The organism is Pantoea sp. sgz302252, from assembly GCF_047713085.1.
In the GTDB taxonomy this organism is placed as follows: domain Bacteria; phylum Pseudomonadota; class Gammaproteobacteria; order Enterobacterales; family Enterobacteriaceae; genus Scandinavium.
This window is the reverse complement of the sequence record NZ_JBLFJW010000008.1, coordinates 45,299-61,525: the sequence shown is the minus strand read 5'-3', so window position 1 is coordinate 61,525 and position 16,227 is coordinate 45,299. Positions and strand designations below refer to the sequence as shown.

The 16,227-nt window shown below is 55.0% G+C and carries 13 protein-coding genes, 1 tRNA gene and 2 pseudogenes; 8 read left to right on the top strand and 8 right to left on the bottom strand.

What is annotated here, in order from left to right; genetic code table 11:
* Nucleotides 1-57: 57 nt before the first annotated feature.
* The 8 genes and pseudogenes from ACLW56_RS08180 to ACLW56_RS08145 form a co-directional block, all read left to right on the top strand.
* The gene (locus ACLW56_RS08180) at nucleotides 58-1,359 is read left to right on the top strand and encodes an anaerobic C4-dicarboxylate transporter (protein WP_330983286.1); all 1,302 of its coding nucleotides are present in this window, start codon (nucleotides 58-60) and stop codon (nucleotides 1,357-1,359) included.
* Between the two features lie 112 nt (nucleotides 1,360-1,471).
* Nucleotides 1,472-1,795 (top strand): divalent cation tolerance protein CutA, encoded by a 324-nt coding sequence (cutA, locus tag ACLW56_RS08175; RefSeq protein ID WP_330983285.1) that lies wholly within the window; start codon nucleotides 1,472-1,474, stop codon nucleotides 1,793-1,795.
* A complete protein-coding gene (locus tag ACLW56_RS08170) occupies nucleotides 1,771-3,534 on the top strand; it encodes a protein-disulfide reductase DsbD (protein ID WP_330983284.1) in 1,764 nt (587 codons plus the stop codon). Before cutA ends, ACLW56_RS08170 begins: the two co-directional genes overlap by 25 nt.
* Before the next feature lie 36 nt (nucleotides 3,535-3,570).
* Nucleotides 3,571-4,146 (top strand): transcriptional regulator, encoded by a 576-nt coding sequence (locus ACLW56_RS08165; RefSeq protein WP_330983283.1) that lies wholly within the window; start codon nucleotides 3,571-3,573, stop codon nucleotides 4,144-4,146.
* Between the two features lie 113 nt (nucleotides 4,147-4,259).
* Nucleotides 4,260-4,335 (top strand) — tRNA-Phe (locus ACLW56_RS08160).
* Between the two features lie 162 nt (nucleotides 4,336-4,497).
* Entirely contained in the window at nucleotides 4,498-5,766 is a 1,269-nt protein-coding gene (locus ACLW56_RS08155) for a tyrosine-type recombinase/integrase (RefSeq protein WP_330983282.1), read from the top strand.
* 593 nt (nucleotides 5,767-6,359) lie between these two features.
* Nucleotides 6,360-6,857: pseudogene (locus ACLW56_RS08150) on the top strand (group II intron maturase-specific domain-containing protein); the annotation flags it as partial.
* An 11-nt stretch (nucleotides 6,858-6,868) separates the two neighbouring features.
* Nucleotides 6,869-6,983 (top strand): annotated as a pseudogene (locus tag ACLW56_RS08145) (IS3 family transposase); the annotation flags it as partial.
* Nucleotides 6,984-7,156: 173 nt separating this feature from the next.
* On the opposite strand, the gene ACLW56_RS08140 reads toward ACLW56_RS08145, so the two are convergent.
* The 8 genes from ACLW56_RS08140 to ACLW56_RS08105 are packed head-to-tail and all read right to left on the bottom strand — an operon-like array spanning nucleotide 7,157 to nucleotide 16,227.
* Complete coding sequence (locus ACLW56_RS08140) at nucleotides 7,157-7,678, bottom strand: toxin-antitoxin system YwqK family antitoxin (protein WP_330983281.1); 522 nt, start codon at nucleotides 7,676-7,678, stop codon at nucleotides 7,157-7,159.
* A complete protein-coding gene (locus ACLW56_RS08135; protein ID WP_330983280.1) occupies nucleotides 7,678-9,642 on the bottom strand; it encodes a type VI secretion system Vgr family protein in 1,965 nt (654 codons plus the stop codon). The genes ACLW56_RS08140 and ACLW56_RS08135 overlap by 1 nt, the downstream gene beginning before the upstream one ends.
* A gap of 56 nt (nucleotides 9,643-9,698) precedes the next feature.
* A complete protein-coding gene (locus tag ACLW56_RS08130; RefSeq protein WP_330983279.1) occupies nucleotides 9,699-10,190 on the bottom strand; it encodes a hypothetical protein in 492 nt (163 codons plus the stop codon).
* A 23-nt stretch (nucleotides 10,191-10,213) separates the two neighbouring features.
* The gene (gene tssH, locus ACLW56_RS08125; RefSeq protein ID WP_330983278.1) at nucleotides 10,214-12,718 is read right to left on the bottom strand and encodes a type VI secretion system ATPase TssH; all 2,505 of its coding nucleotides are present in this window, start codon (nucleotides 12,716-12,718) and stop codon (nucleotides 10,214-10,216) included.
* A complete protein-coding gene (gene tssG / locus ACLW56_RS08120; protein WP_330983277.1) occupies nucleotides 12,709-13,656 on the bottom strand; it encodes a type VI secretion system baseplate subunit TssG in 948 nt (315 codons plus the stop codon). Before tssG ends, tssH begins: the two co-directional genes overlap by 10 nt.
* A complete protein-coding gene (tssF, locus tag ACLW56_RS08115; protein WP_330983276.1) occupies nucleotides 13,620-15,341 on the bottom strand; it encodes a type VI secretion system baseplate subunit TssF in 1,722 nt (573 codons plus the stop codon). The genes tssG and tssF overlap by 37 nt, the downstream gene beginning before the upstream one ends.
* Nucleotides 15,342-15,361: 20 nt before the next feature.
* Nucleotides 15,362-15,742 carry a type VI secretion system baseplate subunit TssE gene (tssE, locus tag ACLW56_RS08110; protein ID WP_330983275.1) on the bottom strand — a complete coding sequence of 127 codons (381 nt, stop codon included), beginning with the start codon at nucleotides 15,740-15,742 and terminating at the stop codon, nucleotides 15,362-15,364.
* A complete protein-coding gene (locus tag ACLW56_RS08105; protein ID WP_043018228.1) occupies nucleotides 15,742-16,227 on the bottom strand; it encodes an Hcp family type VI secretion system effector in 486 nt (161 codons plus the stop codon). Before ACLW56_RS08105 ends, tssE begins: the two co-directional genes overlap by 1 nt.

The window sequence follows — 16,227 nt, the reverse complement described above, 5'->3', positions numbered from 1 at the left end:
CGAATATCAAAATAACAACATTTACGTATCCAACATCCAACAATCAAGGAAGCGGTTATGATAGTCATTGAACTAATTATCGTTTTGGCAGCGATTTTTCTTGGCGCCAAACTAGGGGGTATCGGCATCGGCTATGCGGGCGGCCTCGGTGTCCTGGTTCTCGCCATCATCGGAGTGGAGCCCGGCAAGATCCCGTTTGACGTTATCTCCATCATCATGGCGGTGATCGCGGCCATCTCAGCAATGCAAATTGCCGGCGGTCTGGATTACCTTGTTAATCAGACGGAAAAACTGCTGCGCAAAAATCCAAAATACATCACCATCCTCGCGCCGATTGTGACGTACTTCCTGACCATTTTTGCGGGCACCGGCAACATTTCGCTGGCAACGTTACCGGTCATTGCCGAAGTGGCAAAGGAACAAGGCGTAAAACCTTGCCGTCCACTTTCAACAGCCGTTGTCTCCGCCCAGATTGCCATTACCGCTTCCCCGATTTCTGCCGCCGTGGTGTACATGTCTTCCGTGATGGAAGGCCATGGCGTCAGCTATATTCATTTGCTGTCGGTCGTGATCCCTTCGACTCTGATGGCGGTGTTGCTGATGTCATTCCTCGTCACCCTGCTGTTTAATTCAAAGCTTTCTGACGACCCGGTGTATCTCAAGCGTCTGGAAGAAGGGCTGGTTGAGCTTCGCGGCGAGCGCAAAATGGAGATTAAACCTCAGGCGAAATTGTCGGTGCTGCTGTTCCTGCTGGGTGTGCTTTGCGTGGTCGCTTATGCCATCGTCAACAGCCCAAGCCTTGGCCTGGTGGCCAAACCGCTGATGAACACCACCAACGCCATTCTGATCATCATGCTGAGCGTTGCCACCCTGACAACGATTATCTGTAAGGTCGAAACCGACAGCATCCTCAGTTCAAGCACCTTCAAAGCGGGTATGAGCGCCTGTATCTGTATTCTGGGCGTCGCCTGGCTCGGAGACACCTTCGTTTCGCACAACATCGACTGGATTAAAGAAACGGCAGGCAGTGTGATTCAGGGTCATCCGTGGCTGCTGGCCGTCATCTTCTTCTTCGCTTCAGCGCTGCTCTATTCTCAGGCCGCAACGGCAAAAGCGCTGATGCCAATGGCGTTGGCATTGAACGTATCGCCATTAACCGCTGTGGCTTCATTTGCCGCTGTGTCCGGTTTGTTTATTTTGCCAACCTACCCGACCCTCGTCGCAGCAGTACAGATGGATGACACCGGTACCACACGCATTGGTCGCTTTGTCTTCAACCATCCGTTCTTTATCCCTGGCACGATGGGCGTCATCTTCTCCGTCTGCTTTGGCTTCCTGCTGGGCAGCTTCATCCTCTGATTTCAGTCGAGAGTAAAAATACTTAAAGTCGGGCCGCTTAGCGGCCCGAGTCATTCATCCTTCCCCCCTGCGTCGTGCTATAGTGCCTTTTTCGCCGATACGAGGTTTGAAGATGACCCTGCCCACCGCAGTCGTTGTACTCTGTACCGCCCCGGATGAAGCCACCGCTCAGGATCTCGCCGCCAAAGTGCTGGCCGAGAAGCTCGCGGCCTGCGTGACCCTGTTGCCTGGCGCCACTTCGCTTTACTACTGGGAAGGCAAGCTGGAACAGGAATATGAAGTGCAGATGCTGCTGAAAACCGATACAGAGCATCAGCAAGCGCTGCTGGATTGCCTGAAGTCTCATCACCCGTATCAGACCCCGGAACTGCTGGTTTTACCCGTTTCCCACGGAGACAACGAATACCTCTCATGGCTCAACGCATCCTTACGCTGATCCTGCTGCTGTGCAGCACCTCAGCCTTCGCCGGGTTATTTGACGCACCCGGCCGCTCGAATTTCATTCCTGCCGATCAGGCCTTTGCCTTCGATTTTCAGCAAAACGCGCACGATTTGACGCTGAGCTGGCAAATTAAAGACGGCTACTATCTTTATCGCAAACAGGTCTCCGTCACGCCTTCTCAGGCCTCAATTTCGCCATTGCAGCTCCCCAAGGGTGAGTGGCATGAAGATGAATTCTTTGGCAAAAGTGAAATTTATCGCCAACGGCTGACTGTGCCGCTCACGGTGGCTGAAGCCAGCAAAGGCGCCACGCTGACAGTGACGTATCAGGGCTGCGCCGAAGCCGGTTTTTGTTATCCGCCAGAAACCAAAGTGGTGCCGTTGAGTGCGGTGGTTGCTGCGGCTGCCGAACGCCCTCTCCCTAACCCTCTCCCCCAGGAGAGGGGACAAAACCAGAGCACAGATGCCCGTAGCTCCCTCTCCCTTGGGGAGAGGGTTGGGGAGAGGGGGAGCACTCAAACTGAACTCCCCTTCTCTGCCCTGTGGGCATTGCTGATTGGCATTGGCATCGCGTTCACACCTTGCGTTCTGCCCATGTATCCGCTGATCTCCGGCATTGTATTAGGCGGCAAACAGCGCCTTTCCACCGGGCGGGCGCTGCTATTAGCCTTCCTTTATGTGCAGGGAATGGCGCTAACCTATACCGCGTTAGGGCTGGTTGTGGCGGCGGCCGGGCTACAGTTCCAGGCCGCACTTCAGCATCCTTATGTGCTGATCGGCTTGTCAGCCGTATTCATCCTGCTGGCGCTGTCGATGTTTGGCCTGTTCACACTGCAACTGCCGTCCTCATTGCAAACCCGGCTGACGTTAATGAGCAACAGCCAACAGGGCGGCTCGGCGGGTGGCGTGTTTACAATGGGCGCCATTGCGGGGCTGATCTGCTCGCCGTGTACCACTGCACCTTTGAGCGCCATCCTGCTCTACATCGCACAAAGCGGGAACCTCTGGCTGGGCGGAGGAACGCTGTATCTCTACGCTCTGGGTATGGGCATTCCGCTGATTTTGGTCACCGTCTTTGGCAATCGCCTGCTGCCAAAAAGTGGGCCGTGGATGGCACAAGTTAAAATCGCTTTTGGATTTATTATCCTTGCCCTGCCGGTCTTTTTGCTCGAACGTATTCTGGGTGAGACGTGGGGGCTGCGGCTGTGGTCGTTACTCGGCGTGGCCTTCTTCGGCTGGGCGTTTATCACCAGCCTGACGGCAGGCAAGCCGTGGATGCGCATCGTGCAGATTGCCCTGCTCGCTGCCGCGTTGATCAGTGCTCGTCCATTACAGGACTGGGCATTTGGTGCACCAGCAGCGCAGCAGCAAGCACACCTGAACTTCACCAACATTGCGAATGTGGAAGCCCTCAACGAAGCGCTGGCGCAAGCAAAGGGTAAACCGGTGATGCTCGATCTCTACGCCGACTGGTGCGTGGCCTGTAAAGAGTTCGAGAAATACACCTTTAGCAATCCACAGGTACAGCAAGCGCTGAAAAACACCGTTTTGCTGCAAGCGGACGTGACACACAACACAGCGCAGGATGCCGCCCTGCTGAAACAGTTGCAGGTTCCGGGTCTACCGACCATTCTGTTTTTCGATGCCGCAGGAAATGAAATCCCTGCCATGCGGGTTGCCGGGTTTATGGATGCCAGTGCGTTTTATACGCATTTGCAGAAACTGCCCCGGTAAACGACACTTTTAAAGGGATAAGCGGAGGAGAAAGCTGTGCAACGCGAAGACGTATTGGGACAAGCCCTGCAATTACTTGAGATCAAAGGGATTGCCGACACAACGCTGGAAATGGTGGCCGAAAAGGTCGACGTTCCGATCGAGTCTCTGAAGCGTTTCTGGCCCGACAGAGAAGCGCTGCTGTATGACGTGCTGCGTTTCCTCAGCCAGCAGGTTGATACCTGGCGTCGGCAGCTGATGCTCAACGAAGCGTTGAGCAGCGAGCAAAAACTGCTGGCCCGCTATAGCGCCCTGACAGAGTGTGTCAGCAATGGTCGCTATCCGGGTTGCCTGTTTATCGCCGCCTGCACGTTCTACCCTGATCCAGAGCATCCGATTCACCAACTGGCCGATTTGCAAAAACGTGCCGCTCACGAGTTCACGCACGACCTGCTGACAAAACTGGAAGTGGACGACCCAACCATGGTCGCCAGGCAAATGGAACTGGTGCTGGAAGGCTGCCTGAGCCGTCTGCTGGTCAAACGCAGCCAACAGGACGTCGACACAGCACAGCGTCTGGCAGAAGATATTTTGCGTTTCGCGCAGTGCCGTTCTGGCGGTGCACTGACCTGAATACGGGAAATTGCGGCGAAACCGTTCAGATTGCCGCAAAGTTAAGCAAACAGTCGTTTTTTCCTGAAATTGAGTTGACGGACAGCACTGATTAAGGTTTAATGCGGCCCGTTGCCCGGATAGCTCAGTCGGTAGAGCAGGGGATTGAAAATCCCCGTGTCCTTGGTTCGATTCCGAGTCCGGGCACCATATTTTTGTCTTGGGATGTCTCAGTAAGTCCGAGGACATATAAAAATCAGTAAGTTAAAGAGACCCGATGGTATCATTGAATACCATCGGGTCTTTTGACATCCATAGTTTTTGGGGGCTTAATTGGAGGCCTGTCGGTTCGATAAACTATGGAGCCCCACCATGCCACTCTCCGATACCGCTATCCGCAACGCAAAACCTCTCGATAGACCTTACAAGCTTACCGATGCACAAGGCCTGTACCTGCTGATTAAACCCAACGGCTCTAAACTCTGGCAACTCAAGTACCGTTTTGGCGGTAAAGAGAAAAAACTGGCGTTTGGTGCTTACCCTGTCGTTTCGCTGGCGAATGCCCGTAAGCTACGTGAAGAAGCCAAAGCTACCCTCAGCGCTGGGGACGATCCGGGTGAGAAAAAGCGACAGGAAAAACAGGCGAAAAAAAGCGTCAATACTTTTGAAGAGGTTACCCGAAAGTGGCTGGCAAAAAATATCCGCTGGTCAGAAAACCACGCCGCAAAAATCCAGCGCTCGCTGGAGCTGCATGTTTTCCCGCTCATAGGCAAATTTCCTGTCGCCGATTTGAAAACCGCAGATCTGCTAATCCCGCTGCGGGTGGCTGAGAAAAAGGGGAATCTGGAAACCGCCGCGCGGATACAGCAACGCACCACGGCCATTATGCGCTATGCGGTGCAGGAAAGCCTGATTGCCAGCAACCCGGCGAATGATCTTACCGGGGCCATAGAGCCACCGCAGAAAAACCACTACCCCGCCCTGCCACTGGAAAGATTACAGGAACTGCTGGAGCATATTGAAAGCTATCCCGGCAGGCTACTGACACGGCTGGCAGTACTGCTGAATCTGCTGATCTTCATTCGCTCCAGCGAACTGCGTTTTGCCCGCTGGACAGAGATCGATCTGGATGGTGCTATGTGGACTATTCCCGCCCAGCGTGAGCCCATTCCGGACGTGCGCTATTCAGAACGTGGCGCAAAGATGAAAACGCCGCATCTGGTGCCGCTGTCAAAACAGGCGGTTACGGTACTGAAACAGCTAAAATTACTGTCCGGCAACGGTGAATTGCTGTTTCCCGGCGACCACGATCCGCGTAAGCCAATGAGTGAAAACACCATCAACAAAGCACTGCGTACAATGGGTTATGACACGAAAGTGGATGTTTGCGGCCACGGCTTTCGCACAATGGCCTGTAGTGCGCTGATCGAGTCCGAACGCTGGTCGAAAGATGCCGTGGAACGGCAGATGAGCCATCAGGAGCGTAACAGCGTGAGAGCTGCCTATATCCACAAGGCAGAGCATCTCGACGAGCGTACGCAAATGATGCAGTGGTGGTCGGACTATCTTGACGCCTGTCGGCAGAAATTTATCCCGCCGTATCGCTATGAACAGCGAAGCGAAGTGGCATGCGCCGGATAACGCAGGAAAGCAGATCCCTGATGCAGCGGATCTGCTTTTTAATTTGTACCAGCACTGAAATCCACTTGCCTACGCCAGCTTCCTGCCACCGTAACATCACAGAACTGCACCAGATAAAGCCCTTTAAGCCTTTTGCCCTTTAGGGTAGGACTTTTACCTTTATCCCTTAGCCTTTTGGCCTTTTCAAGGCAGCAATCACTCCCTTGTATCATATAGCGACTCAATCTCTGTCAGCCACAACTTTTATACCGAATAAGCAGGCTAAAAATCGCCACTTCATATTTTAAACATGTGCCATCTTTATTCTGAGTGCCATCTGTCGCGCGATATTAAATTCCCTGGCAATCGCGCTCACGCGCAACTGGTGCTCAACCGTTTAAGGCCCGCTGCGTCCATGGTCAGGAGACTGATAGTATTTCCCGGTTTTCAGGTAAGGTTTGATTGAGCATAAACCAGAAGCTCCCTGATATGGTCCTACCTATTATAGAGAAAGCATTTTGCTAAAAAAGAGTTGTCTGTAGATTTATTCAGGATTTTGTGAATGTAAATTTACTTTACGCACATTCCTCATCCAAGTAACTCACCAGAAGCGCAGGCTTTTCCGCAAACGCAGTCGTTACGGCGATATGCGGGTGGTATAGACGATACCGAACGGTTTCTCTGACGGCACTGTTATCAGGCAATTACAGTGAAAGCAAGTCGATATGGCTGAACAACCTAACCGAAAACTGAAAGGCTGGGCTGCTTTCTACCAGTTTTTTGATTTTAAGGCCAAAGTCTTCAGTTACATTGACCGTCTTGTGTTTTGGAAACTGGCTCACTGGCTGGCCCGCAAATACCGTCCAGGAATCGCTTCCCTGATGAGGTGGTGGTGTAAATCACCAAAACCGGGTCAGAACAAAACATGGGGTTTATTTGGTAAAACTAATCACGGCAAGCATAGCGGCGAAATCCTGTACCGGTTGGTGGGGCAAGGCAAGAACCTGTTCCGCTGGCGTCTACCAGAAGGTAATCCCTATCTGAGGACGGAAGCCAGAAACACCTATACATCGCGCTACACTGACGTGGCAATGGCGTTTGCCAACATTTAAATGGAGAGCCGGATGCACTAATGATGGCGGTCTGGCGACGTAAACCGAACAGCGAGGTAATCGTACACTCGGACAGTAGAAAGCCTCCGGAATTTCAGTCACTGGCGGCTTTTTCTTGCAACAAATTTTAGTGATGAAGCTTAGCATCCCATGATTTTTAATGGTGCAGGACTTATACCGGCCTGAGCATACAAGATGAGATATCGCCCCCTGCTTACATAAAGAGAGGGATTATCTGGCGCGGCGGCAGCAACCAGGTGGTACATCATTTGCGTTAAGAGGCGCTCTGGAGAGGCTTTTCACAGCCTCTCCGTCCATTTGCTCATTCGCGACTGCGCTTTACCCGTGGCATCAATGGCGCGCCCATCCGGCAACCAGCGTTGCGCCTCACCTTTCATTATCCCTTTTTCATAAGATAAACGCTGGGCAAGCGTCCCGTCCGGGTAAAACTGTTCGCTGAGAGCGTGACGCAGCCCTTGCTGCCACTGTTCACGTAGCTGTACCTGCCCGGAAGGATAAAAGTTGTGGCATTCGCCGTGCAGTTGACCGTTAAGCCACTGCTCTTCTCGCAGTAGCTCACCATTTTCCGAGAAGTAACGAGCAATACCGTCCGGCTTGCCCTCACGATACGCCTGCTGCATGGCAAGCTGGCCGTTAGGATGCCAGCGCTCCATCATCCCGTTCAGCGCACCCTGCTGGTAACGCAAAACCGCCAGCAGCCGTCCGTTTTCTTCAATTCGCGTTTCACCGTTAAGCTGGTCGTTTGCGAAATTCGCTCGTAGCAGGGTGCTATCCTGTTGATACTCCTGCGTATCGCTCATCAGTTAATCTTCACCATCCCGCCCTTAATCATCAGCATCCCGCCGCCATCCACAGTCTGAGTGGCGCTGGCTTTGCTGGTGAGCGTGGCCTTTGCTTCGTGGGTTATCGTCGCGGCCTTTTGAGTCAGCGAGGCTTTCGCTTCACTGGCGATGTTGGTGGCATCCAGCTTCATACTGCCCGATGCGCTGGCGTTAAGACCCGCCCCGCTCTTGATGTCCAACGTTTTGCCGCTCTCCAGAGTTAGCGTACCGCTGACCTTAATCGTCAGGTTGCCGTCGACGTTCAGCATGTAGTTGCCCTTTACCTTATGCGTCTCGTTGCCGTCGATGGCGTGCTCCTGATCGCCCTTCACCGTCACGCTGCGTTTATCCTTCACCTCCAGCGTGTCGCTGCCTTTTTCAATTTTCACCGCACGATTGCCTTTTTTTAAGGTGACGGTTTCGTTGCCTTCCTCAACGGTGCGGGTGCGATCGTTTTTAACGCAGGCGATCTCGTCATGGCTGATAGTCGTTTTGCTGTCGTTGAGCACGGTAAGCTGGAAGTCTTTCTGCGCCTGCATCGCCAGCAGTTCGGCATCTTTTTTGTCGTCGAAGCGCAGTTCGTTAAAACCTTTTTCGCTGTGGGTTTTTATCCCCGACTGGGTCTGATTCGCCGGAAGCGCATAAGGCAACGCATTCGCGCCGTTATACACACAGCCGGTAATGAGTGGCTTATCCGGATCGCCGTCGATAAAGCTCACCACCACTTCCTGACCAATGCGCGGGATAAACTGCGCGCCAAAGCCGTTGCCGCTCCAGGCGGTGGCGACCCGCAGCCAGCAGGAGCTGGTTTCGTCGTTTTTACCCTCTCTGTCCCACGGGAACTGCACCTTTACCCGACCAAGCTTATCAGTCCAAAGCTCTTCGCCGCTTTTACCGGCCACCGTCGCCGTTTGCGTATGCATAAAGGGCTGTGGCGTCACGGCGAGGGGGCGATACGGCGTAGCTTTCGGGATGGCGGTGAAGCGATTGCGGTAGTGTTCGCCGTCGTACTCGTGGCTGACGGCGGTGATTAGCCAGTCGATGTTGAGCGCCTTGTCGTCGTGATCGGTTAAGGTGAACCAGTGCCCGGCCATCAGCGCCGCGCAGTCGCTTTCACCGACCAGCTGTTTCGCCTGCACCTTCAGGGCGTTAACCTTCCACGCCGCCAGCGCGTCGCCTTCGGCTTTAACGCTAAAGCGCCCCGGATGCTGATACTGCATGCCGCCCTTCTTCTCACCGGCCTGCGCAAACTGCGCGGCTTTTGGCTGTTCATAGTTATAGTCGCTGCTCTGGAAGCCCTGCGTGGTGGCCTGCAAACTTAGCTGCGCCGAACGAATCATGCCGGTTTCCCGCTCACCGCTCTGCGCCGCCTGATACTTGACCTTTTTCTCACCCGTTATCGGCGGGAAGGCGCTGTTATCATCCGCCAGCACCAGCGTGTGCTTGCCTGCTGCGTGGGTAAAGAACCAGAAAATACCCTCCTGCTCCAGCAGCCGCGAGACAAAATTAAAATCGCTTTCATTGTATTGCAGGCAGTATTCACGCTTCGCCGGTTTGCTTTTCAGTTGAAATTTGTAGTCGGTAAACCCGGCGTCTTTAAACACCTTTTCGACGATCTCCTGCACACTGAGGTTCTGAAACACGCGGTTATTGCTGGCAAGCGTCAGCCACCACAGCCAGGGTCGCAGCACAAACTGGTAGCGATCGGCATTGCTGGTCGCCGGAAGCTGGTGCGCCTCGGCAATCAGGGCGTCGTAATCAGCGTTGTTGATGGTGGCGGTCAGATGGGTCGCCAGCGCACTGTCTAAGGTTAACGGCGCGGAGGTGGTTCCTGCGACGGTGGCAATGGTCAGGCCGTTGAGCATTGATTCTGTATGCGCTGACGCGGCGGTAAGACCGGTTAGGGCTGGGGCGGTGAATTTTATTATGGTGGTATTGGGCATGGGGAAGTCCTTAATTGTTATTTAATTAAATTGATTATCTCAACTCATTAAAATGATTAGGGAATTGCTTGATTTAATGCAGCAAATTCAAATTGAATTCCCCCTGCATGTGCTGCAACCATTTGTGCTGTATTGTTGTATAAATACCAAACGTATACATTTGGGATTGTATTCATGCACCACTGGTAACACCCATGAAATGCATTACCACATGGTGGAAGTTCGACAAAAAGATGCGATTCATATCCGCCAATCTGTTGTCCTACATGATGTGCCTGTCTTTCTGCATGTTGCGCTGGATTAAAAAAACCACCAGCTTGAAATGCTTCATTATCCAATAAATGGGCCTGGCTCTGGCCAAAACGATATACTGGTAATCCATCATTATCAGGCGCAATGCCTTTCACACTAGCGCAACACGAACCATTGCCAATACCATTACCTGGCCCTCTAATCGCCTGAAATTGATAAATACAAGCTAGCGCAAGCTCTCTTGCTATTTCTCTATGCCCCATCGCAGTGGCTGCACCTATAAAATTAATCGGCATGTCTGCTCCCTCTAAATTATTGCTTAGCTTCCCATCACTTCCCCAACCACCAGATTCTCAACATCTCTGGCCCCGATGCCCTTACATTTCTCCATCACCCTTTCAACCAACCCATCCTCCATATTTAATTTCTCCCCGGTCGCCGTTAAATACCGCTGTGATAATTTCTCCAGCTTCGCCAGCACAATCCCTTTTAATATTTCTTCATCTAACGCGCGATAAGCCACCGTGGTCATCCTTGCTAAAAACGCCGGACGAAAATGGGTTAATAATTCTGCTCGCAAATCTTCGTTAAACAGCTCGCTGTTTAATTCAGCCGCAGGCGTGTCGAGAATCAACTCCGCGCCGACGTTGCTGGTCGCCAGCATTACCGTATTTTTGAAATCGACAATTAGCCCGGTACCGTCTTCCATTACGCCTTTGTCGAAGACGTTATAGAACGCCTCCAGCACGTCCGGGTGCGCCTTTTCGATTTCGTCGAGCAACACTACCGAATAGGGGCGACGGCGCACGGCTTCGGTTAACGCCCCGCCGCTGCCATAGCCCACGTAGCCCGGCGGTGCGCCTTTCAGTTGGCTGACGGTGTGCGCCTCCTGGTACTCAGAAAGATTAATAGTGATCAGATTGCGTTCACCGCCGTACAGGGCGTCGGCCAGCGCATAGGCTGTTTCGGTTTTGCCCACGCCGGTTGGCCCCACCAGCAGGAACACGCCGACCGGCTTTTGCGGATCGGTCAGACCGCTGCGATAGGCGCGCAGGCGTTGGGCAATGGTCTCCAGCGCCGCCTGCTGTCCCATCACCCGCTCGCTCATGCGTTCAACTAACGTGCGCAGGGCGTGGGCTTCATCAGTGAGCATCTGTCCGAGTGGAATGCCCGTCCAGCCGCCAATCACCGCCGCCACGGTGGCAGGGTCGACGCAGTCCGGCACCAGCGCGACTTCTTCTCGCAGTTGTGCTGCGGTGGTTTCCAGCCTGCCGATCAGCGCCGCGCACTCCACCAGCTCTTGCTCCAGTTCCTCGTCATCGTCCAGCCGCGCACTGAGATCCAGCATCCGCTGACGCGCAGCCAGTAATTCGCCGACCCGCAGCCGTTCATCCTGCCAGCGACCTTCCACTTCCCGCGCCTGCAAGCGTAACTTCTCCGCCAGCGCCTCCAGTTCACAAAGCCTGTCGTGATGATCGACGCCCACCAGCAACTCGCGGTTGAGGCGTTCACTCTCTTCTTCGATGGCCGCCTGCTGCTGACGGATCTCCTCAAGCTGGGGCGGCACATCATGCTGTGCCAGCGCCACTCTTGCGCAGGCAGTGTCGAGCACGCTGATGGCTTTGTCCGGCAGTTGGCGCCCGGAGATGTAGCGCTGCGACAAACGCACCGCCTCGCGGATGGCGGTATCGAGGATCTGCACCCCATGGTGCGCTTCCAGCTTGTCGGCCACCGCCCGCAGCATCACCACCGCGCTGTTCTCGTCCGGCTCTTCGATCTGGATACGCTGAAAACGCCGGTCCAGCGCCGGATCCTTTTCGAAATATTTTTTGTACTCCTGCCAGGTGGTGGCGGCGATGGTGCGCAGTTCCCCACGCGCCAGCGCCGGTTTCAGCAGGTTGGCGGCGTCGCTGCCGCCCTCAGCGCCGCCCGCGCCAATCAGCGTGTGGGCTTCGTCGATAAATAAAATGATCGGCTGTGGGGATTTTTTTACCGCGTCGATCACCCCTTTCAGCCGCTGTTCAAATTCACCTTTGACGCCCGCGCCCGCCTGCAACAGGCCGAGATCCAGCGACAGCAGAGCAACATCGCGCAGCGGCGGCGGCACGCTGCCTTCGGCAATGCGTCGCGCCAGCCCTTCGGCCACGGCGGTTTTACCCACCCCCGGTGCACCAACCAGAATCGGGTTGTTTTGCCTGCGGCGCAGCAGGATATCGATACACTGGCGGATCTCCGCGTCGCGCCCGATGATCGGATCGATCAGACCTTCCCGCGCATCACGGGTTAGATCGTGGGTGTATTGATCCAGCACGCCCCCTTCACGCTCCGGTTTTTCTCCCGTATGCGTGTCGCTTAATTCTTCAACGGAGCCACGACACCACCTCTGCCACTGGCTTTCCATCAACCCCGCCGGAAGCTGCAACAGCAGCGGCATTCCCTGCGCCAGCTGGGCGCGCAGACGTTCCCGGGTGAGTAAGGCCTGCAGCAACAACGCTGAACGGACCTTCACCAGGCGCTGGAAAGCCGCCAACAACACCGCCCCTTCCAGCAATTCCACCAGTTGTACGGAAAACACCGGCATCCGCGTGCAGCCGGATTTGAACTGCGCCTGGGCGCTATGGATCTCTTCACGCAGCGTGTCGACGGAAATCACCGCGCCGCTCAGGCAATACGCGAGATCACAATGATCATCATCGAGCAACGCCAGCAGCAGATGCTCCGGCTCAACAAACCAGTGTCCCTGCGCCCGGCTGCGTTCGGCGGCCTGCTCCAGCGCACGAAAGCAAACCGGATTCAGTCGTTGTACCAGCGCTTTTAAGTCCATGCGGTGTTCTCCTCAAGTTGCTGTTGGCAATGAAACGCGGCGGGTTTACGCCCTGCCAGTTGCGCGGTATAGCCCAAACGCGGCGGCGTCTCGCGGCTCAGGCAGTGGTCCAGATTTAGCGTCCCGCACATCCTCAGTTGCAGCGTTATCCCTGGGCCAAACCAGATTTGCCCCAGTTTGCTGAGCTGAATAAAGTCTTGCCCATCGGATAAAAATGCCCGCCACCGGATGGAGCTTTCGGCATGTAAGTGCACCCGCAGCGCCGCATGCTGATTCCAGATCCGTCGCCCGGCGACGCTGGTGCGCCCCAGTCGACATCCCGTCCGGCTTATGGATGCCTGCGGCAAAGGCTGCCAGCGACCGACAAACTCTTCGACATGCACGGTGACGTTCAGTACGGCCTCGACCAGCGCCACAAATCCAGCCGTTGAACGCCTGCGATTAGCCAGGCTGCCACATTGCATCAGCAGACTTTGTACCTGCGCAGTCTCACGGCTTTCTATGGTATCGAGCCTGAAACCACACAGCGCCCGCATCACCGATAACCCCGGCGCATTCTCCCGGCACGCGTAGGGCGTCGCCAGCCGATACAGGCTCAGGCTTCGGTAATGATGCTGAATAAAGCGCTGCTGAAACATAAAGATAAAATCCTGCGGTGCGCTGTTTTTATCCTGCATCGCCTGCTGCAGCCATTCCAGCCAGCCGTAGGGCAGTACGCCATCCACGCCTCCCGGCCCGAGGCTACGCACCTGAAGAACATCTTTGTTCAGCGCGCCGACTTCCGCAGGCGCAAACGCCAGCCCCAGCTCGCCCCACAGTTCGGGCGTGTCGCCGCTCGCCTGTAAAATCCTGAGGCACTGCTCCAGCGAAAAACGCCACGGCTCGCCCTTAAATTGCGCCATTACGCTATCAGCGCAGTCTGCTTGACGTCTGTCCATAGCGACAGCGCCTCCCCTTCATCCAGCAATACCGTACGTACAAAGCAGTTAGCGGTAGCATTGCGCGCCAGAAAACGGGCGACAATCCCCGCAAACAACAGCCGACTGTTGCCCGTAAATGCCTGTGGGTCGAGGGTCAGCGTCACCCGAATACCGTTATGCCAGCCGCGCCAGGCTTCGCCCCCGCGGTGCTCGCTGACCCGCTGGCAACACATCTCGCGGATGCCATTTATCTGTTGCCAGACGGCGGGTGACGCAGAGGAAGGGGCATACAGCGCCAGCAGCTCTTTCAGCGAGTCCAGTGCCCTCTCACCCTCGGTCAATGAAAGGTGATTGAGCGCCAGCGAAGAAAGCAGTTTCCAGCGCGCATCTCGCTGCAAGGCGGGCGCCGAAGGCGTGGTCGGCGTTCCCAGTAAATGCACCTGCGCAACCGGGCCAGGGATTTCAAAGGTCAGAGGCGTTCCCGCACAAAGCTGTGCGGCCTTCTCACCGTTACTGCACCAGAGCGTCGCCGTCAGGCTTGTCTCTTCGTCCGGGGCAAACGGGTCGAAGCGACTGTCCACCAGGGTTAACCACAGCGCATTGCCCTGCTGGGGGTTGCGCCGCGCATGCCAGAACCAGCGGGACTCGCTATGCCCGCGGGCAGAGTAATATGCAGGCACGCGCCAAGCTTCCTCACGGCGACTCATCCACAGCGTCTGGACTCGATAGATCTGTACATGTTGATCGTGATGATCGGCCACCAGCCGATGCTCGCTGCGGGTATGCCCGGCGATCAGCGGTTCAGAGGTTCGGGTGAAAAGGTTAACGATTGGCACACAGCCCAGACGAATATCACCCGCGTGAATATGCTGCGCCCCCGACGGTGCGCGATCGAAAGGAATGCACAAGGTCATGCCATCGCCATCCCTCGCCGATGGCAGCGGCAAATCAAAATACATCAACGCCTGCGGGCTGTTCATCCAGGCGCTGAGCGCCAGCACGCTGGACTCCACGCCCGGTTCACAGGGCAAAATCTGTTCGGCATTGAGCAGACCAATGGGGTGCGGACGCAGCGGCCCAATGACATGGGCGTACAGCAAATCAAACAGCGTGGCGTTGATTTGTGGCGAACCGCTGAGATGAATGCGCAACTGTGTTACCGCCAACGTTGAAAACTGATGTGGCGGCAGGCAACGTAACTGAATACGCAACGCGCCACGCGCCTGCGTTAGTCCGGTTAACTGCCGGGCCTGTGCCTCATCACACCAGGTAACATCTTCAATCTCAATAGGCCACAGCGTTTGCGCCAGCGCCGTACGCCACCAGACCGTCTCACCGCTTTCCGTTAGCGCGTAAAGCGGCGTTCCGGCAGGAAGCGCGTAGCCCTGACTCAAATCGCCTGCCAGCGGATCCGCAGTAAAACGAGCGGTAGCAGAGGAAGGAAAGGGGCGTATTACATGGGGAGAAAGCTGCTCCAGTAGCGATTCACACAGTTCACCAAAGCCGTCGTCAAGGCGCTGATGCAGTCTGGCGCTTTGCAGAGCGAAGCCTTCTAAAAGCCGTTCAACATGCGGATCAGGGCAATCAAATTCGCTCAGCCGCAGACGAGAGGCAACATGCGGGTGCCGATGGGCGAACTCCCCGCTGGCTTTTCGCAACCATCGTAATTCCTGCAGATAATTTTCCAGCAATCGATCGTCCATTGACCTTCCCCTTTCGCGGGTTATTGCCAACTGCCGTTTTGATACGCCAGACTCAGCGTCAACGGGTCATCATCGTTCCACAGCATCGCTTCAATGCGTAGCGTCAGCGTCTGATGATGCGCATCCTTCACGCTGACAGTTAGCGCCTGAATCCGCGGCTCGTTGCGTAAAATGGCTGCGCGTAGCCGGCGACAATACCAGCTAAGCACTCGTTCATCGCCCGCGTTCAGCCCATGCCATTCCGGGACGCCCCAGGCAAGTAGCAGCGGTAACTCGTCATCATCCGCAGGAGCACGGGAGTTGAACAATCGTCTCAGCTCCCGGCACACCGATTCGCGCGGCGTTACATCCTCATCCATCAGTCTGTCGAACAATGCAACCGGGATGGATGATTTCATCATCAACCACCATTTTTATTCATCGCCATATCCCAGGTCGACGCCGCCGCACCTTTCTCCGCCCCTTCTAATTTTTGGGCCTTCAATTCCCATTTAATTTTGCTGAAGTTTAGCGATAGCGTTTCAACAGGTTTACCGCCCGAGCCGCCACTGACGCTGATATGTGAAATCAATACATTGTCGAGGGTATAGACAATAAACGGCAGCACCGAATCGCCATCATTGCGACATAGCGTTAAAACAGCCTGTGTAATCATTTTCCCGGAACAACAGTAAAGATTAAGTTCAGGAGTGGAAATATCGACAAATTTGGTCAGTGACATCTCCCCCACATGCGCCCGACCAGACGTACGGTTGGTGTTACTCACATCATTAGTAACCTGCATCGCCACATTATGACTAAAGGACATAATTTCAATTTGGTCTACATATCCATCAACGTTGCTGTCGCCTTTGATCGGATCAATCTTTAAAAAAATAGCATCCAT